This window comes from Kitasatospora sp. NPDC007106 (assembly GCF_040634455.1).
In the GTDB taxonomy this organism is placed as follows: domain Bacteria; phylum Actinomycetota; class Actinomycetes; order Streptomycetales; family Streptomycetaceae; genus Kitasatospora; species Kitasatospora arboriphila.
Genome location: NZ_JBEYFP010000050.1, coordinates 1 through 22,440 on the forward strand (window position 1 = coordinate 1; position 22,440 = coordinate 22,440).

Sequence of the window (22,440 nt, forward strand, 5' to 3'; positions counted from 1 at the left end):
GGCGGCGCGGGCGGCGGCCAGCTCCGCCGGCATCGGCAGCGAGCGGGCGGTCAGCAGGGCCTCGCGGCCGGCGACCACGGTGCGGCCCTCGACGGTGCCCTGGACGCCGAGCCCGGGGACGTTGGCGAAGGCGTCGACCGGCGGCAGCTGGCCGGTGCGCTCGGCCGCGGCGGCGGCGATCGCGGCGGCGACCGGGTGCTCGGAGGCGTGCTCGACGGCGCCGGCCAGGCGCAGCGCCTGCCGCTCGTCGGTGCCGTCGGCGGTGTGCACGGCGATCAGGGACATCCGTCCGGTGGTGACGGTGCCGGTCTTGTCGAGGACGACGGTGTCGACCCGGCGGGTGGTCTCCAGCACCTCTGGGCCCTTGATGAGGATGCCGAGCTGGGCGCCGCGGCCGGTGCCGACCATGAGCGCGGTCGGGGTGGCCAGGCCCAGCGCGCACGGGCAGGCGATGATCAGCACGGCGACGGCGGCGGTGAACGCCGCGGTGGGGTCGGCGTCGGCCAGCAGCCAGGCGACCAGGGTGCCGAGGGCGATCAGGATGACGACCGGCACGAAGACGGCGGAGATCCGGTCGGCGAGGCGCTGGGCGGCGGCCTTGCCGTTCTGCGCCTCCTCCACCAGCCGGGCCATCCGGGCGAGCTGGGTGTCGGCGCCGACCCGGGTCGCCTCGACGACGAGGCGTCCGCCGGCGTTGACGGTGGCGCCGGTGACGGTGTCGCCGACCGAGACCTCGACCGGGACGGACTCGCCGGTGAGCATGGAGGCGTCGACGGCGGAGGCGCCCTCGACGACGGTGCCGTCGGTGGCGATCTTCTCGCCGGGGCGGACGACGAACCGCATGCCCGGGACCAGCCGGGCGACCGGGACGCGCTGCTCGCGGCCGTCGCGCAGCACGGCGACGTCCTTGGCGCCGAGGTCCAGCAGGGCGTGCAGGGCGGCGCCGGCCCGCCGCTTGGACCTCGCCTCCAGCCAGCGGCCGAGCAGGATCAGGGTGGTGACCGCGGCGGCGGTCTCCAGGTAGAGCGTGGAGGAGGCGTCGCCGGTGCCGACCGCGAGGGTGAAGGCGTGCCGCATGCCCGGCATCCCGGCGTCGCCGAGGAACAGGGCCCACACCGACCAGCCGAACGCGGCCAGCGTGCCGAGCGAGACCAGGGTGTCCATGGTCGCGGCGCCGTGCCGGAGGTTGGTCCAGGCGGCGCGGTGGAAGGGCAGGCCGCCGTACACGACGACCGGGCCGGTGAGGGCGAAGGCCAGCCACTGCCAGTCGTCGAACTGCAGGGCGGGGACCATCGACAGCAGCACCACCGGCACCGTCAGCACGGCGCTGACCAGCAGCCGCTCGCGCAGCGGGTCCGGCTCCCGGGCGGCGTCCGCCGGGGAGTCGGCGGCCGGTTCGGCGGCGGGCTCCGGGGCGGGCGGCGGCGGGAGCTCCGCGGTGTAACCGGTGCGTTCGACGGTGGCGATCAGGTCGTCGACGGTGACGCCGTCGGTGAAGTCCACCCGGGCCTTCTCCGTGGCGAAGTTGACGGTGGCCTCGACGCCGTCCATCCGGTTGAGCTTCTTCTCGATCCGGGCGGCACAGGAGGCACAGGTCATTCCGCCGATCGACAGCTCGACGCGCTGCTGGGCGGTGTCCCCGGTGGCGTGCATGGTCGTGCTCATCTCATCTCCTCGGACGAGCGTACCGGGGGCGCGGGCTCGGGCCGCGCCCCCCCGCGGCGGTCTCAGGCGGTGCGGCCGACGAGTTCGTAGCCGGCCTCGTCCACGGCGGCGCGGACCTGCTCGTCGTCGAGCGGGGCGGCGGAGGAGACGGTGACGGTGCCGGCCTTGGCGTCGGCGGCGACCTCGGTGACACCGGCGATGCCGGACACCTCGGCGGTCACCGACTTCTCGCAGTGGCCGCAGCTCATGCCGGCGACGGTGTAGGTGACGGTGCTGGACATCGGTGCCTCCGGGCGGTGTCGGGGCGCGGCCTTCTGCCGTGCGCCTGCCTCTGCCAACACCATACCCCCAGGGGGTATTCCGGGACCGGCGGGTCGGCTGTGGCGTGGATCTCGGAACGTACACCGCCGCGACCAGCGGTGGCCGTGCGGGCGCGCTCCGCACAACCGCCGTGCGCGCGGCTGTCACCCCGTCGGCGGGCGGCCGCGGACGGCGCGATGCGGCCTCGTGTCCGATATGTTCGGTATGTGTTCCGGAGCAGCCGAGTCCAGCGCGCCGCCGCGCACGACGCCACCGGGCTGGCCCCGGCCCGCCGCAAGTCCGCCCTGCTGGCCACCGACCTCCAGGACCTCTCCTTCCGCCGCCGCGCCACCCCGGCGCTGCTCGCCGTCCTGGTCATCTCGGTGGTCGACTTCCTCACCGGCCAGGACCGCTACCTCGCCCCGCTGATGGTCGTCGTCCCGTCCATCTCCGCGCTGCTGCTCACCCCCGTCGAACTCCTGCTGGTCTGCGGCGTCGGCTTCCTCTCGCTGCTCTGGCTCAGCAACTACGACCAGGTCGCCAACTTCCACGACGGCCGCTTCCTGATCGGCGCCATGGTCAGCTACGCCGCACTCACCGCGATCAGCGCGTACATCGCCGAACTGCGCATGCGCCGGGCCGCCGCCTTCGCCGCCGTCAGCTCCGTCGCCGAGGCCGCCCAGCGCGCCCTGCTGCGCCGCCCCGGACCCAAGGTCGGACCGCTGCGCCTCGCCGTGCGCTACGTCTCGGCCGCGGACGAGGCCAGGATCGGCGGCGACCTCTACTCCGCCCTGGACACCCCGCACGGCACCCGGCTGCTGGTCGGCGACGTCCGCGGCAAGGGCCTGGGCGCGGTGCAGACCGCCGCGGTGGTGCTCGGCGCCTTCCGCGAGGCCGCCTACGACGAGGAGAAGCTCAACCGGGTCGCGGCCCGGATCGAGGCCAGCGTCGAACGGCACGTGCCCGACGGGGAGTTCACCACCGCCCTGTTCGCCGAGTTCGGCGCGCCCGGGACGGTCGAGCTGCTGCACTTCGGCCACGTCCCGCCGATCCGGGTCGCCGCGGACGGCACCGTCGCCGTGCTGGAGGCCGTCGACCCGTGGGTGCCGCTCGGCCTCGGCCCGCTCGTCACCGGCGAACCCACCACCGTCCGGCAGCCCTTCGGGCCCGAGGACGTGCTGGTGCTCTGCACCGACGGCGTGGTCGAGGCCCGCCACCACCGCACCGGTGAGTTCTACCCGCTGGCCGAGCGGGTCGGACCACTGGTCCGCGGCACCGCCCGCTCCGCCGCCGAACTGGAGTCCGCGGTCGGCCGGGTCTACGCCGACCTGCTGGTGCACACCGGCGGCGCACTCGGCGACGACGCCCTGCTGATGCTGGTCAGCCGCCCCGGCGACCACCCGCAGCACCCGCAGCACCCGCACCACGGGCGCTAGGGAGCGTCTTCAAGGCGTACGGGGTGCACCTCCAGAGGCGCGTGGGGGTGCACCCCCGTCGAAGACACGCCCCGTGGCGGGCTCCGTCACGGCTCCCGGCAGGCCTCGGCCAGTGCGGTGAACAGCAGGGCCGTCGACGCCGCCCCCGGGTCGAGGTGGCCCGCGCTGCGCGGCCCCAGGTACGAGGCACGGCCCTTGCGCGCCACCAGCGGCACCGTCGCCCGCGCCCCCTGCTCCGCCGCGGCGGCGGCCGCCCCCGAAGCCGCCGCCAGCCCCTGCCCCGCCGTCTCCGCGAACGCCGCGGCGGCCGGCGCCCACGCATCGACCATCGTCTTGTCGCCGGGCCGTGCCCCGCCGAGCGCCTGCACCGCGCCGAGCGCCTCGTCCAGTGCCGCCGCGAGCTCGCCCGGCCCGGCCGTCGCCCCCGGCAGCGCGCGGCCCGCCGCGCGCAGCGCACTGCCGTAGAGCGGTCCCGAGGCGCCGCCGACGGTCGAGATCAGGGTGCGGCCGGCCGCGGCCAGCAGCGCGCCGGGGGAGCGGTCGGTACCCGCGGTGTTCCCGCCCTCCCCGGCGTCCAGGCCGGCGAGGACGGCGGTGAAACCGCGGCGCAGGTTGCTCCCGTGGTCGCCGTCGCCGATCGCGGTGTCCAGGGCGGTGAGTTCGGCCTCCTGCGCGGTGACGGCGGCGGCCGCGGCGCGCAGCCACGCCTCGGTGCGGGCGCTGTCCAGCTCCATGCGGGGCTCCTACCGGTCTGCCGGGCGGGGGTCGGGTCAGGACCAGGTCAGGGCGGGGGTCGCGACCGGCGCGTCCCAGAGCCGCAGCAGTTCGGCGTCGGCCCGGGTGAGGGTCAGCGAGAAGCCGGCCATGTCGAGGCTGGTGACGTAGTTGCCGACCAGGCTGCGGGCGATCCGCACCTCGGCGTCGGCGAGCCGGGCCGCGACCTCGCCGAAGACCACGTACAGCTCCAGCAGCGGCGTCGCGCCCATGCCGTTGACCAGGGCGATCACCTCGTCGCCCGGCGCGAGCCCGTGGTCGGCCAGCACGGTGTCGACCACCTCGGCGGCCAGCTCCCGGGCCGGTCGCAGCGGCTCGCGCCGGCGTCCCGGCTCGCCGTGGATGCCCACGCCGGCCTCGATCTCGTCCTCGGGCAGGTCGAAGCCGGGCCGGCCCACGGCCGGCACGGTGGCCGCGGTCAGCGCGACCGCGTACGAGCGGGAGGCGGCGTTCACCCGGCGGCCGAGCGCGGCGACCTCGGCGAGCGGTGCGCCGAGTTCGGCGAGCGCCCCGGCGGCCTTCTCCACCACGAGGGTCGCGCCGGTGCCGCGGCGGCCCGCGGTGAAGGTGGAGTCCTGCACGGCCACGTCGTCGTCGACCAGGACGGTCGCCACCTCGATGTCCTCCTCGGCGGCGAGCTCGGCGGCCAGCGCGAAGTTCATCACGTCGCCGGTGTAGTTCTTCACCACGAACAGCACCCCGCCGCCGGTGTCGACGGCCCGTGCGGCGGCCAGCATCTGGTCGGGGACGGGCGAGGTGAAGACCTCGCCCGGGCACGCGGCGTCCAGCATGCCCGGGCCGACGAAGCCGACGTGCAGCGGCTCGTGGCCCGAGCCGCCGCCGGAGACCAGGGCCGCCTTGCCGGGCGCGCCCGGACGGGCCCGGCGCACCACCCGGGCCGCGGTGTCCACGGCCAGCTCGGGGTGGGCGGCGGCGAGCCCCGCGAGGGCGTCCGCCACGACCGTCTCCGGACTGTTGATCAGCTTCTTCACGCGGCACTCCCTCGGGCCCGGCTCTCCGCGCCCGACGTTACGCCCGGCACCCCCGGTCACCGGGCGCTGCGACACGCCGGAACGCCCCGGAGCGGCCCCGCCCCGGGGCCCGGCACCGGGCTAGGGTGCGGGCATGACCGCACCGGTGGGCGTCGTCCTGGTCTCGCACAGCCCCGCGCTCGCCGCCGGGCTGGCCGAACTGCTGGCCGAGCTCGGCGCCGGTGAGGTGCGGGTGGCGGCCGCCGCGGGCAGCGCCGACGGCGGGCTCGGCACCAGCGACGAGAAGATCGCCCGGGCGATCGACGAGGCCGACGGAGGCGGCGGGGTCGCCGTCCTCGCCGACCTGGGCAGCGCGGTGCTGACCGCCCGGCTGGTGCTCGCGGAGCGTCCCGGCGCGGTGCTGGTGGACGCGCCGTTCGTCGAGGGCGCCGTCGCCGCGGCGGTGACCGCCTCCACCGGCGCCCCGCTGGACGAGGTGGTGGCCGCCGCCGAGGAGGCCCGCGGCCACCGCAAGCTCTGACCCGGCCGGGCCCTACTTGGCGTCGGCGTAGCAGTCGACCACGGCGGTGCTCATCGGGAAGCGGACGGGGGTGTCGCCGAAGACCAGCAGCCGGGCCTCCTCGGCCGCGCCGGCGACCTCCTCGGCGACCCGGTCGGCGAGGTCGGCCGGGGTGTGCACCACCACCTCGTCGTGCTGGAAGAACACCAGGTGCGGCCGGTCCGCGCCGGAGGAGAGCGCGGCCAGCCGGCGGCGCAGCGCGGCGAGCAGGGCGAGCGCCCAGTCCGCGGCGCTGGCCTGGATCACGAAGTTGCGGGTGAAGCGGCCACGGGCCCGCGCGGAGCGGCCGCCGGCCTCGCCCGCGGTCTCGGGTGCCTCGGTGAGGTCCAGCCAGTCCGCGGACGGCGGCGGGCAGGTGCGGCCGAGGCGGGACCGGACGACGCCGCCGTCCTCGCCCGTCCGGGCGGCGGCCTCCACGTAGCCCATCGCGGCGGGGTAGCGGCGGCGCAGGGTGGCCAGCAGCGGGCCGATGTCGCCGCTGGTCTGCCCGTACATCGCGCCGAGCAGGCCGAGCTTGGCCTTGGACCGGTCGCCGTGGAAGGCGGTCGCGGCGAGCGCCTCGTACAGGTCGCCCTGGGCGGCGGTGCGGGCGAGGCCGGCGTCCCCGGAGAGGGCGGCGAGGACGCGCGGTTCGAGCTGGGCGGCGTCGGCGACGACCAGGGACCAGCCGGGGTCGGCGACCACGGCGCGGCGCAGGATCCGCGGGATCTGCAGGGCGCCGCCGCCGCGGGTCGCCCAGCGGCCGGAGACCACCCCGCCGACCACGTACTCGGGGCGGAACCGGCCGTTGCGGGCCCAGGCCGCCTGCCAGGCCCAGCCGTGCGCGGCGTGCAGTCGGGACAGCTCCTTGTAGCGGATCATCAGCTCGGCGGCCGGGTGGTCGACCCGGCGCAGCTCCCAGCTGCGGGTCGAGCCGAGCTGGATGCCCCGGTCGGCGAAGGCGCGCAGCACCTGGCCGTGCGAATCGGGGTTGAAGGGGCGGCCGCCGAGGGACCGCTGCAGCTCCGCGGCGAGTTCGGCCAGCCGGCGCGGCGGGGCGCCGGGGACCTGCGGGCGCGGGCCGAGCAGTTCGGTCAGCAGCCGGTCGTGCAGGTCGCTGCGCCAGGGCAGGCCGTCGCGGGCCATCTCGGCGGCGAGCAGGCCGCCGGCCGACTCGGCGGCGGCCAGCAGCCGGAAGCGGTGGCGTTCGGCGGGGTCGGCGATCGCGGCGGTGCGGCGCAGCTGCTCGGCGTGGACGGCGACGACGGCCTCCAGCGCGTCGGTGCCGGGCGGCAGCTGCAGTCGGTCGGGGGCGAAGAGGCCGTCCTGGTCGTCCTCGGCGGCGCTCTCCGGCAGGTCGGCGGGGACGGGCAGCCCGCGCAGCCGGGCCCAGGCGGCGCCGAGCGAACGGGGCTCGCCGAAGCGGCCCTCCTGGCCGAGCAGCAGCGGCTCGGTGAGCCGCAGGTCGTGGCTGCGGGCGAGCCGGACGGGCAGCAGCGGCGCGTACGCGCCGTCGGTGGCGGCGAACACCCAGCGCGGCCGGTCGGCCACCTCGCGCTCCGCGACGGCGGCGGCGAGCGCGGGGACGTGCTCCGGCGGGCCGAGCGGGGTGCCGTCCTCGGTGAGCGGCTGCAGCCGGCCGCCGGGGCCGTGCTGGTCGGGGACCAGGGCGTACCGGGGGGCCATCGGCGGCCTCCTTCCTCGCTCGTACTCGTCGTACCGGTGTGCGACCGGGCCGGGGAGGCCCTGGGTCCTCTTTCGGATCCTGCCGGACGAGCGCGCGGCGGTGGGCGCCCGGCTGGGCGTGCCGGCGGATCGTCCTCGTACCGGACCGTACTCGGGCGGTTCGCCGGTGCGTTCAGGTCGGGGCACCTCCCGGCCCCCTCGGGGCCGGGGGGAGACGCCCGGTGTCGTGCGCCCGGCAGGATCCGGAAGAGAGGACCCGGTGCCGACCGTAGCGCGCGGCACCGACAGGGACCGACCGGCGCGGCGCTGCGGGGGTCGGGCGCCGGGCCCGCGGCGAGGTTCCGCCAGCGGTCGGAAGCCGCCTCCGGAGGCCGTAGGCAGCGGTGGTGACAGCGCATAGGGTCGGCGAAATGAGCGACAACCCCTTCTTCGCGACCAGCACCCTGGTCCACGAGCTGCCGCCCTTCGCCGAGATCCGCGAGGAGCACTACCTGCCGGCCTTCGACCAGGGCATGGCGCTGCAGCTCGACGAGATCGCCGGGATCGTGGCCGACCCGGAGCCGCCGACCTTCGACAACACGGTGGTGGCGCTGGAGCGTTCGGGTGCGATGCTGAAGCGGGTCGCCGCGGCCTTCGAGAACCAGGGGGACTCCGACACCAGCCCGGGGCTGCAGGAGCTGGACGCCGAGATCAGCCCGCGGCTGGCCAGGCACCGGGACGCCGTCCACCTCGACGCCGGGCTGTTCGCCCGGATCGACGCGCTGTACCGCCGCCGCTCCGAGCTCGGCCTCGACCCGGAGTCGCTGCGGCTGCTGGAGCGCCGGCACACCGCGTTCGTCCGGGCCGGTGCCGAGCTGCCCGCCGCCGACCAGCAGCGGCTGCGCGAGATCAACGCCGAACTGGCCGCCGCCGCCACCGCCTTCCGCCGCAACCTGATGGACGACACCCGGGCCAGGGCGATCGTGCTGGACGGGCCCGAGCAGCTCGCCGGGCTGTCCGCGGACGCGGTCGCCGCGGCCGCCGAGAACGGCCGGGCGCTCGGCCGGGACGGCTCGTACGTGCTCAGCCTGAAGAACTTCTCCAACCAGACCGAGCTCGCCCAGCTCACCGACCGCTCGCTGCGCGAGCGGCTGCTGGCGGCCTCGCTCGGCCGGGCGGCGGAGGCGAACGGGCCGCTGGCGATCCGGACGGCCGGGCTGCGCGCCGAGCGCGCCGCCCTGCTCGGCCACCCCAGCCACGCCGCGTACGTGGTGGCCGACGAGACCGCGGGCAGCGTCGCCGCCGTGGACGCGATGCTCGCCCGGCTGGCCGGCCCGGCGGTGGCCAACGCCGAGCGGGAGGCCGCCGAACTGCTCGCCGCCGCCCGCGCGGACGGCCTCACCTCGATCGCGGCGCACGACTGGGCGTACTACGCGGAGCGGGTGCGGCAGTCCGCGTACCAGGTGGACGCGGCGGAGCTGCGCCCGTACCTGGAGCTCGAACGGGTGCTGCACGACGGCGTGTTCTTCGCGGCGCAGCTGGTCTACGGGGTGGTGCTGCAGGAGCGGCCGGAGCTGGTGGCGTACCACCCGGACGCCCGGGTCTTCGAGGTGTTCGACGGGGACGGCGGCTCGCTCGGCCTGTTCGTCGGCGACTTCTTCGCCCGCGACTCCAAGCGCGGCGGCGCCTGGATGAACGAACTGGTCCAGCAGTCCCACCTGTTGGGCAAGCGCCCGGTGGTGGTGAACAACCTGAACATCGCCAAGCCGGCGCCCGGCGAGCCGGCGCTGCTCACCTGGGACGAGGTGCGCACGCTCTTCCATGAGTTCGGGCACGCGCTGCACGGGCTGTTCTCCGACGTCCGCTACCCGCTGTTCGCCGGCACCGAGGTGCCGCGGGACTTCGTGGAGTTCCCCTCGCAGGTCAACGAGATGTGGATGGTCCGGCCGGAGGTGCTGGCCAACTACGCCCGCCACCACGCCACCGGGGAGCCGCTGCCGGCGGAGCTGGTGGAGCGGATGGCGGCGGCGGAGTCCTTCGGGCAGGGCTTCCGCACCGTCGAGTACCTGGGCGCGGCCGTGATCGACTGGGCCTGGCACACCCTGCCGGCCGGCACCGAGGTCGCGGACGCCGAGGAGTTCGAGGCGCAGGCGCTCGCCCGGGCCGGGCTCGCGGTGGCCGCGGTGCCGCCGCGCTACCGGACGGCGTACTTCAGCCACGTGTTCGCGGGTGAGTACAGCGCCGGGTACTACGCGTACATCTGGTCGGAGGTGCTGGACGCGGACACCGTCGAGTGGTTCGCCTCCAACGGCCTCGGTGCGCGGGAGAGCGGCGAGGTGTTCCGCCGCGAGCTGCTGGCCCGTGGCGGCAGCCGGCCCGCGCTGGACTGCTTCCGCGCGGTGGTCGGCCGCGACCCGGAGATCGGCCCGCTGCTGGCCCGCCGCGGCCTGGCCTGAGGCCGCCGCCGGACCCGGGGCGGCCGGCCGGGCGTCCGGCGGTCAGGGTGTCAGCAGCACGGTGACCGGGGTGCCGGGCCGGGCGGCGGGGTACTCCAGCCGCACGGACCCGGCCCGGTCGCCCTGCGGCCGGCGGACCTCCACGCGGGCGCCGGGGGCCTGCACCCGGAAGCCCTGCGGGAAGGCGCCGGCGGGCACGACGACCGTGGTCGCCGCGCCGCGCCGCCCGGTGGTGAGGGCGAGGCGGTAGCGGCCGTCCTCGAAGGCCTCGGTGCCGGGCCGGCCGGCGAGGGCGGCGGCGTACGGGCCGAAGGCGGGGCCGTCGCCGGGGGCGGGGCGGCCGTCCGGACCGAGGGCGCAGTACCCGCCGTCGCCGCGGCACCAGTACCACATCGTCCAGCCGGCGGCGAAGCCCGTCATGGCGGCGACCTGGCGTTCCACCAGGCGTGCGTTGCCGGGGGTGCGGGCGCTCGGCGGGCCCCACTCGCCGACCAGGACGGGCAACCGGCCGGCCCGCGGGTAGCCGGTGACCGCCTCGGTGTAGCGCTCGACGAAGCCGCTGGCCGGGTCCCAGTCGCGGCCGGCCTCCACGGCGGTGTCGTAGAAGTGCGGGGCGTAGCCGATCCGGGCCGCGCCGGGGCGGGGTTCGGCGAACTGCGGCAGCCGGGTCGGCACGCCCTGGCCGACCAGCACGGTCGGCTCGACGAACAGCCAGGCGCGGTCGTCGACCCGGCGCACCGCGGCGATCAGCCGCCGGTACATGCCGGCGAGCCGGCCCTGCTCCAGTTCGGCCGCGGCGGCGGCCAGCACGGCGGGGTCGGTCGGGTCGCCGTCGACCGGCCCGAACGGCTCGTTGAACAGGTCGTAGCCCAGCAGGGCCGGGTGGCCGCGCAGTTCGCGGGCGACGGTGGTGTACAGCGCGGCCTGGGCGCGGCGCAGGTCGGCGTCGTCGTAGAGGTGGCGGAAGGCGGCCTGCACGGCGGGCTGGAAGTAGCCGGCGAACCAGTCGTCCGGGTCGGGTTCGAAGGGCAGTCCGTCGTCCCGGGTCGCCCAGAGCGGGACGCCGCGGTCGCCGCCGCCGAAGGCGGGCCCGTACACGTCCTGGTGGAAGTCGACCACGGCCAGCAGCCCGTGCCGGGCCGCGGCGTCCAGCAGCCGGTGGACGCGGGCGAGTTCGGCCCGGTCGTAGCGCCCGGGGGCGGGTTCGAGGCGGGTCCAGGAGACGGCGATCCGGACGAGGGTGAAGCCCCGGGCGGCGATGTCGGCCAGGTCGGCGGCGTCGGCCTCGGCGTACTTGTCGAGGTTGAAGCCGCGCAGCTGCAGGACGCGGCCGTCCCGGTCGGTGAAGAGCGTCCGCCCGTCGGGCGTGGTGGTGGTGCCGGCCGGTGTCCGGGGGGCGCCCGGGGCGGGTCCGGCGGCCGCGGGCGGGGCGGCGCCGAGCAGGACGGCGGCGGTCAGGAGCAGTGCCGCAGCGGTACGGAGGACGCGCACGGGCCACCTCGCACGGGGGAGTGGGTGTGAGCGCGATGATGCGCCGTCGGCTCCCGCCGCCGCAAGAGGTGAGCAGGGCTCAGGTTTCCTCGGGGGCAGCCGGTTCGGCGGCGTCCTCGGGACCGGGTGCGGGGGGCGCCACCACCGGCGGCAGGGCGGCGGCCGCGGCGAGCCGGCCCCAGAGCAGGTCGGCCAGCGCCTGCACCATCCGCGGCCGCGGGCAGGGCCGCTGGTCCAGCCACCAGTCCCCGGCCGCCAGCACCATCCCGGTGATCGCCCGGCCCCAGGCCTCGGAGAGCAGCGGGGTGTCGGCGCCCAGGTCGACCTGGGTCTGCACGGCCCGGGTGATCTCCTCGGCGATCTGCTTCAGCGCCGGCGCCAGCGCGTTGCCCGCGCCGGTGGGGTCGCCCGGCTCGGGGTGGGTGAGCAGCCGGTACACCTGCGGGCGGGACTCGATCGCCGCCAGGTAGGTGTCGATGACGTGCTCGACCTGGTCGCGCCGCTCCAGCGGCTCGCTCAGCGCCGCGCGGACGGTCTCCAGCAGGCCCGCGGTGTGGCGCTCCGTCAGGGCGGCGATCAGGCCGTTCCGGTCACCGAAGTGCCGGTAGAGGATCGGCTTGGTGATGCCCGCCTCGGCCGCGATGGCGTTCATGCTGGCGCCCGGTCCCTCGCGCTGGACGACCCGGTCGGCGGCGTTGAGCAGTTGCTCGCGACGGGGTTCGCCGGCCGGTGCTGCGGCGGGGGTCGACACGGTGCTGCGTCCTCCTCGGTCGGGCGTTGACATCGCTACCAATGAGTAGCAGACTCCCCTCGATGTTACCCGAGGTAACACCCTGTTGCGGCGCCGCCGCCGCCCCTCCTTCCCCCCTGTGCACGCTGCTGCGGAGGCCTTCCCGATGAGCACCTTCTCCCTGGACCCCGGACCGGACCAGACCGCCGTCCGCGACTGGCTGCACGGCTTCGCCGCCGACGTGATCCGGCCGGCGGCCGCCGAGTGGGACGAGCGCGAGGAGACCCCCTGGCCGATCATCCAGGAGGCCGCCAAGGTCGGCATCTACTCCCTGGACTTCTACGCCCAGCAGTACTTCGACCCCTCCGGCGTCGGCATCCCGATCGCCATGGAGGAGCTCTTCTGGGGCGACGCCGGCATCGGCCTGGCCATCGTCGGCACCACCCTCGCCGCCGTCGCCGTGCTCGCCAACGGCACCGACGAGCAGATCGGCACCTGGGCCCCGCAGATGTTCGGCACCCCCGACGACGTCAAGGTCGCCGCGTTCTGCTCCTCCGAGCCCGACGCCGGCTCCGACGTCTCCGCCCTGCGCACCCGCGCCGTCTACGACGAGGCCAAGGACGAGTGGGTGCTGAACGGCACCAAGACCTGGGCCACCAACGGCGGCATCGCCGACGTCCACGTCGTCGTCGCCACCGTCGACCCGGCCCTCGGCGCCCGCGGCCAGGCCTCCTTCGTCGTCCCGCCCGGCACCCCCGGCCTCTCCCAGGGTCAGAAGTTCAAGAAGCACGGCATCCGCGCCTCGCACACCGCCGAGGTCGTCATCGACGGCGTCCGGGTGCCCGGCCACTGCCTGCTCGGCGGCAAGGAGAAGCTCGACGAGCGGCTCGCCCGGGCCCGCGAGCGCGCCGCTGGCGGCACCGGCCCCGCCAAGGGCAAGAACGCCGCGATGGCCACCTTCGAGGCGTCCCGCCCCGCGGTCGGCGCGCAGGCCGTCGGCATCGCCCGGGCCGCCTACGAGGTCGCGCTCGACTACGCCAAGACCCGGGTGCAGTTCGGCCGCCCGATCATCGACAACCAGGGCGTCGCCTTCCAGCTCGCCGACATGAAGACCCGGATCGACGCCGCCCGGCTGCTGGTCTGGCGGGCCTCCTGGATGGCCGCCACCAACCAGCCCTTCCACAACGCCGAGGGCTCGATGTCCAAGCTCTACGCCGGCGAGACCGCGAAGTGGGTCACCTCGCAGGCCATGCAGATCCTGGGCGGCAACGGCTTCACCCGCGAGTACCCCGTCGAGCGGATGCACCGCGACAGCGCGATCTACACCATCTTCGAGGGCACCAGCGAGATCCAGCGCCTGGTCATCTCCCGCGCCATCTCGGGGATGCCGATCCGCTGACCCGGACGGCGGCGCCGGGCCCCGGCCTCAGAACCGGGGCTCGCGCCGCTCCAGGAAGGCGGCCAGCCCCTCCCGGACGTCCGGCGCCTCACGGGACTTGCGCTCCCAGGGCGCCACCGCCGCGGCCGCCTCCTGCGCCGGCACCGACAGCGCCGCCTTCACGGCGCCGATCGTCTGCGGCGAGCGCTTCGCCAGCAGGCCGGCGAACTCCCGCGCCCGAACGTCCAGTTCGGTGGCCGGCAGCACCTCGTCCACCAGGCCGAACCGCTCCGCCCGCTCCGCGGTCACCAACTCGCCGGAGAACAGCAGGTACTTGGCCCGCGCCGGCCCCACCAGCGAGGCGAGCCGCACCGTCGGCACCGACGGGTACACCACGCCCAGCTTCGCCGGGGTGATGCCGAACCGCGCGTCGTGCGCCGCGAACCGCAGGTCGCAGGCGACCGCCAACTGGCAGCCCCCGCCCACACAGGCGCCGTGCACCACCGCGAGCGTCGGGTGCGGGAAGGCGGCCAGCGCCTCCTCCGCCGCCACGTTGTCCGCGTGGTACGCGTCCGCGCGGGCCGGATCGCCGTACACCTCGGACAGTTCGCCGATGTCCGCGCCCGCGCAGAACGTCCGTGCCGCACCCGTCACCAGCAGCGCCCGCACGCCCGGCTGCGCCGCGATCAGCCCCAGCACCCCCGGCAGGCCCCGCCACATCGCCAGCGTCATCGCGTTGCGCCGCTCCGGCCGGTCCAGCACCAGCGTGGCCACCGGGCCGTCGAGTTCCGCACGCAGCCCGGCGACGCCGGTGTCGAGCACGTGGACCATCACTGCCTCCGGGGACGGGTCGGGACGCCCCTCACCCTTCCACAGCGGCGTCCTCGCGGACCACGGCGGTCACTGTGATCTCCACCAACTGGCCGGTGTAGCCGAGGCAGGCCACGCCGAGCAGCGTCGACGTGTGCGGGCCGTCGGCCAGGCCGGAGGCGTTCACCACGTCCCACACCTCGGAGAGCGGCCCGGGCTCCGGCGAGACCACGTAGACCGTGCTGGCCACCACGTCGGCGAGGGTGCTGCCGGCGTGCCGCAGCGCCTCCTCCAGGTTGGCCAGCACCTGGCGGGCCTGCGCCGGGCCGTCACCGGGGCCGACCAGCTTCCCGTCCGCGTCCAGCGGAACCCCGCCGGCCAGGAACACCAGGCGGGTGCCGGGCTCCACCACCGCCGTGTGCGCGTAGCCGGGCGGCGGGAAGAGGCTCGGGACGATGCTGCGCTGGACCATGCGAAAGCTCCTCGGGCTCGGCGGACTCGGCGCCGGCATCGGCCGACCCCCGATCGTCCGTCGGCGGAGCAGTCGCTGTCATCCGGTTTTCGGCCGGGCCCGGCCGGGCGGGTCCGCGGGCCGGGTCACCCGGGCTGCGCGCCCTCGCCGGCCCGCCACTCGCGGGCCAGCACCGACCACACCTCGTAGTCCTGCCGCACCCCGTTGTGCAGCACGTGCTCGCGCATCGTGCCGTCGTGGTGCATGCCCATCCGCTGCGCCACCGCCCGGCTGCGCGCATTGCCGCTGCTGTTCCACCACTCGACCTTGTGCAGCCCGCGCTCGACCAGCGCGTAGTCGATCAGCCGGCGGACGGCGGCACTGATCAGCCCCCGGCCCTCACCGTCCTTTTCCGTCCACGCACCGATTTCGCAGACCCCGGTGGCGGCGTCGAAGTGCACGAACATCACGCCGCCGACCAGCGTGCCGCCGAGCCGGATTCCGAAGATCCGGCCGGTGTCCGCGGCCTGCCGATCGGCATATCCCTGCAGCGTCGCCCGGGCCGATTCGAGATCGGTGGATCGGGTGGCCCACGGTATCCAGGGGTCGGTGTTGCCCCGGGCGCGCTCCATGTGCTCGAAGAATTCCACGGCCTGCCACGGCTCCAGCGGAGTCAGCTCGGCATCATCGGCGAGCGGTACGGCGTACACGGCGGTCGTCCCTCCGGTCGGCGGCGACCGGCGGCGGATCGCGCCACCGGTACGTAACAAACGTTTGGTAGGTACCATAGCGCGCATGACGCCAGCCCGTGGGGACCACGACGCCCGCCGCCGAGACGTCTCCGAGGCGGTCTGGCGGGTGCTCGCCGACCGCGGCTTCGGCGGGCTCACCCTGCGCGCCGTGGCCGCCGAGATGGGTGCCAGCACCGGGCTGCTCACCCACTACTTCCCCAACAAGCGCGCCCTGGTGGCCCATGCGCTGGAGGTGCTGGACCGGCGGACGGCGGCCCGGCCGCGCCCCGCGGCGGAGAGCACCGCCCCCGCCGGGGGCCTGCCCATGCTGCGCGCCGTCCTGCTGGACGTGCTGCCGCTGGACGCCGCGGGCGCCGCCGACAACCGGATCTGGGTCGGCTCCTGGGACGCCGCGCTGGCGGACGACGGGCTGGCCGGCGAGCACGCCGGGCGCTACCGGAGGTCCCGCGAGCGGATGGCCGAACTCGCCGCCGAGGCCCAGCGGCTGGGCGAACTGCCGCCGGGGCGGGCGCCGGAGGACGTCGCGGCCGCCGCGCAGTCCTTCGTCCTGGGGCTGGTGGTGCAGGCGCTGTTCGCCCCGGAGGAGTTCCCGGCGGAGCGCCAGATCGCGCTGCTGGACGGGTACCTCGCGGGCGTGGCCGCGGGCTGACCGCCCGCCCGCGCGGGCGCTGCCGCGCTCCGCGCCTCGTGCCCGACCGGGGCCGGTGTGGCTGGCGCCCCCAGCAGGATTCGAACCTGCGACCTACCGCTTAGAAGGCGGGTGCTCTATCCGCTGAGCTATGGGGGCATGAGTGGCGCGGCCCGGAGGCTGCCGACCTGGGCGGCGGCGGCCTGCGGGCGTCCGGGCGGTGCCCGCGCGGGGCTCCCGGGTACGGCGGGGTGGGGTGGGGCCTCGGCCCGTCCGGCACGGGACGCCCGGGACAGGATAAGGGTGACCGCATCCTCCACCGGGCCTTCCGGCACCGCGTCGGGTGTGTCGGCCTCGGCGGAGCGGTCCGATAATCGCAGGTGGCGGCCGGACGTGCAGCGGTCTGAGGGGATCTGGACCCGGACGTTGTGCAGTCGTTACGGGGCTGCCTCCTCACCTGTTATGGATTCGGCGTGTGAATCGTCCGGCGGTCCGCGCGGTGGGGGTCGGATTTGGGTTACTTCGGTTGGATGACCTGGCCGGAAGCGGACGGCGGCCACCCGTTAGGGGCCCGGTGGGCGGCGTGGACCGGGCGCGGTGTTGTCATGACCTCGCGGGATGGGTCGTTCCCGGAACCTGGAATTCCTGTTCATATTCACTCGGCCGAGTGGCCCCGGTTTTCCACAGCCGAGGGTTTTCCACAGGTTTCCGCGAGGTCGCCCGGAAATTCCGCCGGTGCGACAGCATCCGGGTGCGAGCGATTCGGCTCGGACATTTTCCGCCCGGAGGGGAGTTCCCGTGAATGAGACCCTGGTGACGATCGTCGGCAATGTCGCGTCGACGGTCACGTACGCGCAGACGCCGGCCGGCGTGCCGGTGGCCAACTTCCGGATGGCCACCACCGAGCGCCGCTTCGACCGCGGCACCGGCGACTGGGTCGACGGTGAGACGAGCTGGGTGACGGTGGTGGCCTGGCGATGGCTCGCGACCAATCTGGTGAGCTCGGTGAACAAGGGCGATCCGGTGGTCGTCAGCGGCCGGCTGCGGGTCCGGGAGTGGGGCGAGGAGGACCGCCGCCGGACGTCGGTGGAGATCGACGCCCGGTCGGTGGGCCACGACCTGTCCCGCGGCACCTCCGCCTTCCGGTGGGCCGTCCGCGGACGGTCCGACCGGGAGAAGGGCGGTTCGGATGCGTTCGGCCCGTCCGGCGGCCGACGGGCGGGTGATCCCGCGCCGGTCGGCGAGGCGGTGCCGGAGTGGATCGTCGCCGCGGTGGAGGCCCGGCGGGCGGCCGAGCAGCGGGCTACTGCGGGATCGCCTGCGGCAGTTGGCCCGGTGTCACCGCCGGTGCTCGCGGGTGCCGCGGGCGGCCCGGGCGCCGGGACGGGCTGACGGTCCGCGATCCCGTCCGCCGCGGCCGGGCCGAGGGATCGACAGAGCAGCCGCAAGGATGGTCCGATGACGATCCGTGGGATCTGGTGAAGCGTCAACCAAAACGGTTGTCCGACGGCTTGATAACGGAACGGCAACGGAACTGTCCTGGTTCAGCACAACTGTGGGAAGTGTCTCAACCCTCAATATGATGCGTCGGGTCCACACATGTGCAGCGGTGTCACAGGGGGCACCGCTTTGCAGGGCGGGCTGCCATCGGCAGAGCCCGGCCCGGAGGGATCACTCATGTTCCACAGCCAGAAGCGGGCTGTCTCCCGCATAGGTACTGTCATGCTCGCGACCGGCATCGCCGTGGCGAGCGGCCTGTCCTTCGCCGGCGCGGCGTCGGCCGACAGCGGCGCGGGCATCACCGCGACGATCCAGCCGACCATGGTCAGCGGGGCCGTCGACACCGGTGGCGGCCACGTGATCCAGGGCGGTCTTTTCACGCTGAAGACGGATGACGGCAAGCTCATCCAGACGTACTGCATCGACATCGACCACGGCGTCAAGATCAAGGACGCGGTCAAGTACCAGGAGTCGAACTGGGCCTCGAGCTCGCTCGGCGCCCCGGGCAAGGAGGAGGCCGCGGGCAAGATCCGCTGGATCCTCGAGCACTCCTACCCGAAGCTCTCCCTCGACGCGGTGAAGGCCGCCGTCGGCATCAAGGGCCAGTTCACCAAGGAGGACGCGGCGGCCGGCACCCAGGCCGCGATCTGGCGCTTCTCCGACAACAAGACCGGGGCCACCCCGGTCGACGCCGAGGCCAAGCAGCTCACCGAGTACCTGGCGGGCAGCAAGAACACCGGCCTGAAGGAGGAGCCGGCGCCCTCGCTGGACCTCGACCCGGCGTCCGTGAACGGCAAGTCGGGCAGCAAGCTCGGCCCGTTCACCCTCAACAGCAGCGCCTCGACGGTCAAGCTGGCGCTCTCCGGCGACACCTCCGGCGGCAAGGTCAAGCTGGTCGACAAGGACGGCAAGGCCGTCTCCGACCTCAAGGGCCCGATCGCCAAGGACACCAAGCTGTTCCTGGACGTCCCCGCGGGCACCGCGGCCGGCTCGGCCACCGTCAAGGCCTCCGCCACCACCTCCGTGCCCACCGGCCGCGTGTTCCTGAGCGTCGGCTACACCCCGGAGAAGCACAGCCAGACCATGATCCTGGCCGGCTCCGAGGTGCTGAGCGTCGCCAAGACCGCCAAGGCCGCCTGGACGCAGGCCAAGGGCCCGCTGCTGGAGGCCACCTCCAAGGTCGACTGCACCAAGAACGGCGTCCAGGTCACCGTCACCAACAACGGTGACGAGCAGGCCACCGTGACGATCACCCCGGGCAAGTCCGTCACCGTCGGTGCCGGCAAGACCGAGACCGTGCTCGTCCCGGTCGCCGAGGACGCCACCTACGACATCAAGGTGAGCGGCCCGAACCTCAACGAGGAGTTCAAGGGCATCCTCGACTGCAAGACCACCAGCACCACCGGCGGTACCACCGGCGGCACCACGGGTGGCACCACCACCGGCGGTACCACCGGCGGCAGCACCGGCTCGACCACCGGCGGCAGCCTGGCCAGCACCGGTGGCGGCAGCCACACCGGCATGATCGCCGGCATCGCGGGCCTGCTCGTCGCCGCCGGCGGTGGCGCGGTGTTCGCCCTGCGTCGCCGCGGCCGCCACGGTCGCTCCGCGGCCTGAACCCTCCCGGGTGCGGGCCGTCCCCACGGCAGCGGCACCCGCGGTACGACCCCGGGGTGAGACCCGGGTCGTGACACCGGGCCCGGCCCCGTCCTCCGACACCGGAGGGCGGGGCCGTCGCCTTTCCCGCCCGGGGCCCTGCCCGAGGTCCTGGGGGACGACCCGGCCGCGGCCCGCGCTCCGGGGCCCGGCCGTGTGACCGGCGGGAGTTCGGGCGGTGCCGTGCGGTGCGGCACAATGGAAGGCTGCAAGCCGAATACACCCGACGACGCCGGAGCGATCTCACGTGGCGGAATACATCTACACCATGCGCAAGGTGCGCAAGGCACACGGCGACAAGGTCATCCTTGACGACGTGACGCTCTCGTTCCTCCCCGGAGCGAAGATCGGCGTCGTCGGTCCCAACGGCGCCGGTAAGTCCACGGTGCTGAAGATGATGGCCGGGCTGGAGCAGCCGTCCAACGGCGACGCCTTCCTCTCGCCGGGCTACACCGTCGGCATGCTCCTCCAGGAGCCCCCGCTCGACGAGTCCAAGACGGTCCTGGAGAACGTCCAGGACGGCGTCAAGGAGGTCAAGGGCAAGCTCGACCGGTTCAACGAGATCGCCGAGCTGATGGCGACCGACTACTCGGACGCGCTGCTCGAGGAGATGGGCCGCCTCCAGGAGGACCTGGACCACGCCAACGCCTGGGACCTCGACGCCCAGCTGGAGCAGGCCATGGACGCCCTGGGCTGCCCGCCCGGCGACTGGCCGGTCACCAAGCTCTCCGGTGGTGAGAAGCGCCGCGTCGCGCTCTGCAAGCTGCTGCTGGAGGCCCCCGACCTGCTGCTCCTCGACGAGCCCACCAACCACCTCGACGCCGAGTCGGTGAACTGGCTGGAGCAGCACCTGGCCAAGTACGCCGGCACCGTCGTCGCGGTCACCCACGACCGGTACTTCCTCGACAACGTCGCCCAGTGGATCCTGGAGCTCGACCGGGGCCGCGCGTTCCCGTACGAGGGCAACTACTCCACCTACCTGGAGACCAAGCAGACCCGTCTCAAGGTCGAGGGCCAGAAGGACGCCAAGCGCGCCAAGCGGCTCAAGGAAGAGCTGGAGTGGGTCCGCTCCAACGCCAAGGGCCGCCAGGCCAAGTCGAAGGCCCGCCTCGCCCGCTACGAGGAGATGGCCGCCGAGGCCGACAAGATGCGGAAGCTGGACTTCGAGGAGATCCAGATCCCGCCGGGCCCGCGTCTGGGCAGCGTCGTCGTCGAGGTGGACAACCTCTCCAAGGGCTTCGGCGAGAAGCTCCTGATCGACGACCTGAGCTTCACCCTGCCGCGCAACGGCATCGTCGGCGTGATCGGCCCGAACGGTGCCGGCAAGACCACGCTCTTCAAGATGCTGCAGGGCCTGGAGACCCCGGACGACGGCAAGGTCAAGGTCGGCGAGACCGTCAAGATCAGCTACGTCGACCAGAACCGCGCCAACATCGACCCGAAGAAGACCCTGTGGGAGGTCGTCTCCGACGGCCTCGACTGGATCAACGTCGGCCAGGTCGAGATGCCGTCCCGCGCCTACGTCTCGGCGTTCGGCTTCAAGGGCCCGGACCAGCAGAAGCCGGCCGGCGTGCTCTCCGGCGGTGAGCGCAACCGCCTCAACCTGGCGCTCACCCTCAAGCAGGGCGGCAACCTGCTGCTCCTCGACGAGCCCACCAACGACCTGGACGTCGAGACGCTCTCCTCGCTGGAGAACGCGCTGCTCGACTTCCCGGGCTGCGCCGTGGTCATCTCCCACGACCGCTGGTTCCTGGACCGGGTCGCCACCCACATCCTCGCCTACGAGGGCGACAGCAAGTGGTTCTGGTTCGAGGGCAACTTCGAGTCCTACGAGAAGAACAAGATCGAGCGGCTCGGCCCGGACGCCGCCCGTCCGCACCGCGCCACCTACAAGAAGCTGACCCGCGGCTGACCGTCCCCGCGACGACAGCCGCCGGCAACGCCGGTGCAACAAGGGCCGGGCAGGCTGCCCCTCGGGGCGGCCGGCCCGGCCACCCGCCCGCGGTCCGGCCGCGGGCGACCCGGAGTCTGAGGAGATCCTTCGTGGCACGCCACATCTACGCCTGCCCCCTGCGGTGGTCCGACATGGACGCCTTCGGCCACGTCAACAACGTGGTCTTCCTGCGCTACCTGGAGGAGGCCCGGATCGACTTCATGTTCACCCAGGCCGCCGAGGCCGGCGCGGGGGAGTTCGCGGGCGGCTCGGTGGTGGCGCGCCACGAGATCGAGTACAAGAAGCCGCTGGTGCACCGCCCCGCCCCGGTGACGATCGAGACCTGGGTCACCAAGATCGGCGGCGCCTCGCTCACCGTGTCCTACGAGATCAAGGACACCGCGGCGGACGGCACCGAGACGGTCTACGTCAAGGCGTCCACCGTCGTCGTCCCCTACGACCTGGCCGAGGGCCGGCCGCGCCGGATCAGCCCCGTCGAGCGGGAGTTCCTCTCCCGCTTCATGGACGCCGTGCCGGCCGCCGTGGCCGTGGCCTGAGCCGGGCGGTACCAGCGACGTGAGCAGCATCCCCGTGACAGGTCGGCCCGTCGGACTCCTCCTCGCCGAGAGCGGCGGGGCGGCGGACCTCGCCGCGTTCCTGCGCCGGCTGCTGCGCTTCGACCGCGCCGCCGCCGTCCGCCTGCAGGCCGTGCCCGGCCCGGAGTCCGGCGGTGTCCTGGCGGTGTTCGGTCGGCTCCCGCTCGGCACCGCCGGGGCGATCGCCGTCCGCGCCGCGCGCCTGGCCGGTCCGACGGACGGGGCGGACACCACCGTCTCCGCCGGGCAGCTGCTGGAGGCCGTGGACGCGGAGGCCGGCAGCGTCGTGGTGCCGCCGGCGGTCACCGGCCCGGCGTGGGCCGGTCTGCTGCCGCCCCGCACCGGCTGGCGGCTGATCGCCGAGCCGCAGGCCTTCGAGGTGCTGCCCGAGGTGTCCGCCGCGGTCGGCGAGTTCCGCCGCCGCAGCGAGGAGGTCCCGGAGCACCACCGTTCGCGGCAGGTGCTGGACGCGCTGGCCGACGAGATCTGGTCGCGCCCGCTGGGTGCGGCGCCGGAGCTTCCGCTGCGTGCCGCGCACGCGGCCTACGTGATCGGCTTCCTGCGGCCCGCGGTGCCGCTGACGGTGCACCGTGCGGGCGGCTGGCTGCGGTTGAGCGCGCCGGCCGGTTCGGTCGCCCATCCAGCCGTAGGCACCGAAGCGGTGCAGACCGGGCATCAGGTGCCGCGGG

Annotated in this window: 20 protein-coding genes and 1 tRNA gene; 10 read left to right on the forward strand and 11 right to left on the reverse strand. The window is 74.6% G+C overall.

The annotated features are described in order from the left end of the window. Together ABZ641_RS08075 and ABZ641_RS08080 are read right to left on the reverse strand one after the other, a co-directional pair. Window positions 1–1,665, reverse strand: a 1,665-nt coding sequence (locus ABZ641_RS08075) for a heavy metal translocating P-type ATPase (protein WP_359980027.1), incomplete at its 3' end; no start/stop codon positions are given. A gap of 62 nt (window positions 1,666–1,727) precedes the next feature. Next, entirely contained in the window at window positions 1,728–1,946 is a 219-nt protein-coding gene (locus ABZ641_RS08080) for a cation transporter (RefSeq protein WP_030266153.1), read from the reverse strand. Window positions 1,947–2,192: 246 nt separating this feature from the next. Here ABZ641_RS08080 and ABZ641_RS08085 point away from each other — a divergent pair, with 246 nt between their 5' ends. Further along, a complete protein-coding gene (locus ABZ641_RS08085; RefSeq protein ID WP_359980030.1) occupies window positions 2,193–3,401 on the forward strand; it encodes a PP2C family protein-serine/threonine phosphatase in 1,209 nt (402 codons plus the stop codon). An 86-nt stretch (window positions 3,402–3,487) separates the two neighbouring features. On the opposite strand, the gene dhaL is transcribed toward ABZ641_RS08085, so the two are convergent. Together dhaL and dhaK are read right to left on the reverse strand one after the other, a co-directional pair. Next, window positions 3,488–4,135 (reverse strand): dihydroxyacetone kinase subunit DhaL, encoded by a 648-nt coding sequence (gene dhaL / locus ABZ641_RS08090; protein ID WP_359980033.1) that lies wholly within the window; start codon window positions 4,133–4,135, stop codon window positions 3,488–3,490. A 36-nt stretch (window positions 4,136–4,171) separates the two neighbouring features. Further along, window positions 4,172–5,167 carry a dihydroxyacetone kinase subunit DhaK gene (gene dhaK, locus ABZ641_RS08095; RefSeq protein ID WP_344627021.1) on the reverse strand — a complete coding sequence of 332 codons (996 nt, stop codon included), beginning with the start codon at window positions 5,165–5,167 and terminating at the stop codon, window positions 4,172–4,174. Between the two features lie 133 nt (window positions 5,168–5,300). Between dhaK and dhaM the strand changes: the two genes are divergently transcribed. Next, window positions 5,301–5,687, forward strand: a complete 387-nt coding sequence (dhaM, locus tag ABZ641_RS08100; RefSeq protein ID WP_359980036.1) for a dihydroxyacetone kinase phosphoryl donor subunit DhaM — start codon at window positions 5,301–5,303, stop codon at window positions 5,685–5,687. A 12-nt stretch (window positions 5,688–5,699) separates the two neighbouring features. Here the strand turns inward: dhaM and ABZ641_RS08105 are convergent, their stop codons facing one another. Beyond that, window positions 5,700–7,391, reverse strand: a complete 1,692-nt coding sequence (locus ABZ641_RS08105; protein ID WP_359980038.1) for a bifunctional 3'-5' exonuclease/DNA polymerase — start codon at window positions 7,389–7,391, stop codon at window positions 5,700–5,702. A gap of 410 nt (window positions 7,392–7,801) precedes the next feature. Between ABZ641_RS08105 and ABZ641_RS08110 the strand changes: the two genes are divergently transcribed. After that, a complete protein-coding gene (locus tag ABZ641_RS08110) occupies window positions 7,802–9,826 on the forward strand; it encodes a M3 family metallopeptidase (RefSeq protein WP_359980041.1) in 2,025 nt (674 codons plus the stop codon). Window positions 9,827–9,868: 42 nt separating this feature from the next. Here the strand turns inward: ABZ641_RS08110 and ABZ641_RS08115 are convergent, their stop codons facing one another. Together ABZ641_RS08115 and ABZ641_RS08120 are read right to left on the reverse strand one after the other, a co-directional pair. Beyond that, the gene (locus tag ABZ641_RS08115; protein WP_359980044.1) at window positions 9,869–11,317 is read right to left on the reverse strand and encodes a cellulase family glycosylhydrolase; all 1,449 of its coding nucleotides are present in this window, start codon (window positions 11,315–11,317) and stop codon (window positions 9,869–9,871) included. A gap of 79 nt (window positions 11,318–11,396) precedes the next feature. Beyond that, window positions 11,397–12,068, reverse strand: coding sequence for a TetR/AcrR family transcriptional regulator (locus ABZ641_RS08120; RefSeq protein ID WP_344627026.1), 672 nt, complete (start codon window positions 12,066–12,068; stop codon window positions 11,397–11,399). 145 nt (window positions 12,069–12,213) lie between these two features. On the opposite strand from ABZ641_RS08120, the gene ABZ641_RS08125 reads away from it, so the two are divergent. Beyond that, a complete protein-coding gene (locus ABZ641_RS08125; RefSeq protein ID WP_344627027.1) occupies window positions 12,214–13,446 on the forward strand; it encodes an acyl-CoA dehydrogenase family protein in 1,233 nt (410 codons plus the stop codon). 27 nt (window positions 13,447–13,473) lie between these two features. Here the strand turns inward: ABZ641_RS08125 and ABZ641_RS08130 are convergent, their stop codons facing one another. From ABZ641_RS08130 to ABZ641_RS08140, 3 genes are all read right to left on the reverse strand, one after another. Continuing rightward, window positions 13,474–14,256, reverse strand: a complete 783-nt coding sequence (locus ABZ641_RS08130; protein ID WP_344627028.1) for an enoyl-CoA hydratase/isomerase family protein — start codon at window positions 14,254–14,256, stop codon at window positions 13,474–13,476. A gap of 31 nt (window positions 14,257–14,287) precedes the next feature. Beyond that, window positions 14,288–14,707, reverse strand: coding sequence for a RidA family protein (locus ABZ641_RS08135; RefSeq protein WP_344627029.1), 420 nt, complete (start codon window positions 14,705–14,707; stop codon window positions 14,288–14,290). A gap of 125 nt (window positions 14,708–14,832) precedes the next feature. After that, the gene (locus ABZ641_RS08140) at window positions 14,833–15,396 is read right to left on the reverse strand and encodes a GNAT family protein (RefSeq protein WP_344627030.1); all 564 of its coding nucleotides are present in this window, start codon (window positions 15,394–15,396) and stop codon (window positions 14,833–14,835) included. 85 nt (window positions 15,397–15,481) lie between these two features. Here ABZ641_RS08140 and ABZ641_RS08145 point away from each other — a divergent pair, with 85 nt between their 5' ends. Next, complete coding sequence (locus ABZ641_RS08145) at window positions 15,482–16,087, forward strand: TetR/AcrR family transcriptional regulator (RefSeq protein WP_359980048.1); 606 nt, start codon at window positions 15,482–15,484, stop codon at window positions 16,085–16,087. Window positions 16,088–16,149: 62 nt separating this feature from the next. Here ABZ641_RS08145 and ABZ641_RS08150 read toward each other — a convergent pair. Continuing rightward, window positions 16,150–16,225: transfer RNA gene (locus tag ABZ641_RS08150), tRNA-Arg, on the reverse strand. 639 nt (window positions 16,226–16,864) lie between these two features. Here ABZ641_RS08150 and ssb point away from each other — a divergent pair. From ssb to ABZ641_RS08175, 5 genes are all read left to right on the forward strand, one after another. Further along, window positions 16,865–17,458 (forward strand): single-stranded DNA-binding protein, encoded by a 594-nt coding sequence (gene ssb, locus ABZ641_RS08155; protein WP_344627032.1) that lies wholly within the window; start codon window positions 16,865–16,867, stop codon window positions 17,456–17,458. Window positions 17,459–17,788: 330 nt separating this feature from the next. After that, window positions 17,789–19,183, forward strand: a complete 1,395-nt coding sequence (locus ABZ641_RS08160) for a Cys-Gln thioester bond-forming surface protein (RefSeq protein ID WP_344627033.1) — start codon at window positions 17,789–17,791, stop codon at window positions 19,181–19,183. Window positions 19,184–19,469: 286 nt separating this feature from the next. Then, window positions 19,470–21,134 carry an energy-dependent translational throttle protein EttA gene (gene ettA / locus ABZ641_RS08165; RefSeq protein WP_030266199.1) on the forward strand — a complete coding sequence of 555 codons (1,665 nt, stop codon included), beginning with the start codon at window positions 19,470–19,472 and terminating at the stop codon, window positions 21,132–21,134. 131 nt (window positions 21,135–21,265) lie between these two features. Then, window positions 21,266–21,712 carry a thioesterase family protein gene (locus ABZ641_RS08170; RefSeq protein WP_344627034.1) on the forward strand — a complete coding sequence of 149 codons (447 nt, stop codon included), beginning with the start codon at window positions 21,266–21,268 and terminating at the stop codon, window positions 21,710–21,712. Between the two features lie 34 nt (window positions 21,713–21,746). Then, window positions 21,747–22,440: hypothetical protein (locus ABZ641_RS08175; RefSeq protein ID WP_359980053.1), on the forward strand; the 694-nt coding region annotated here is incomplete at its 3' end.

Bases quoted from the DNA above. Each gene is read 5' to 3' on its own strand.
- ABZ641_RS08105 (WP_359980038.1), bottom strand. From the start codon at position 7,391: ATGGCCCCCCGGTACGCCCTGGTCCCCGACCAGCACGGCCCCGGCGGC.
- ABZ641_RS08135 (WP_344627029.1), bottom strand. From the start codon at position 14,707: ATGGTCCAGCGCAGCATCGTCCCGAGCCTCTTCCCGCCGCCCGGCTAC.
- dhaL (WP_359980033.1), bottom strand. From the start codon at position 4,135: ATGGAGCTGGACAGCGCCCGCACCGAGGCGTGGCTGCGCGCCGCGGCC.
- ABZ641_RS08160 (WP_344627033.1), top strand. From the start codon at position 17,789: ATGCTCGCGACCGGCATCGCCGTGGCGAGCGGCCTGTCCTTCGCCGGC.
- ABZ641_RS08145 (WP_359980048.1), top strand. From the start codon at position 15,482: ATGACGCCAGCCCGTGGGGACCACGACGCCCGCCGCCGAGACGTCTCC.
- ABZ641_RS08130 (WP_344627028.1), bottom strand. From the start codon at position 14,256: ATGGTCCACGTGCTCGACACCGGCGTCGCCGGGCTGCGTGCGGAACTC.
- ABZ641_RS08125 (WP_344627027.1), top strand. From the start codon at position 12,214: ATGAGCACCTTCTCCCTGGACCCCGGACCGGACCAGACCGCCGTCCGC.
- dhaM (WP_359980036.1), top strand. From the start codon at position 5,301: ATGACCGCACCGGTGGGCGTCGTCCTGGTCTCGCACAGCCCCGCGCTC.
- ABZ641_RS08110 (WP_359980041.1), top strand. From the start codon at position 7,802: ATGAGCGACAACCCCTTCTTCGCGACCAGCACCCTGGTCCACGAGCTG.
- ABZ641_RS08080 (WP_030266153.1), bottom strand. From the start codon at position 1,946: ATGTCCAGCACCGTCACCTACACCGTCGCCGGCATGAGCTGCGGCCAC.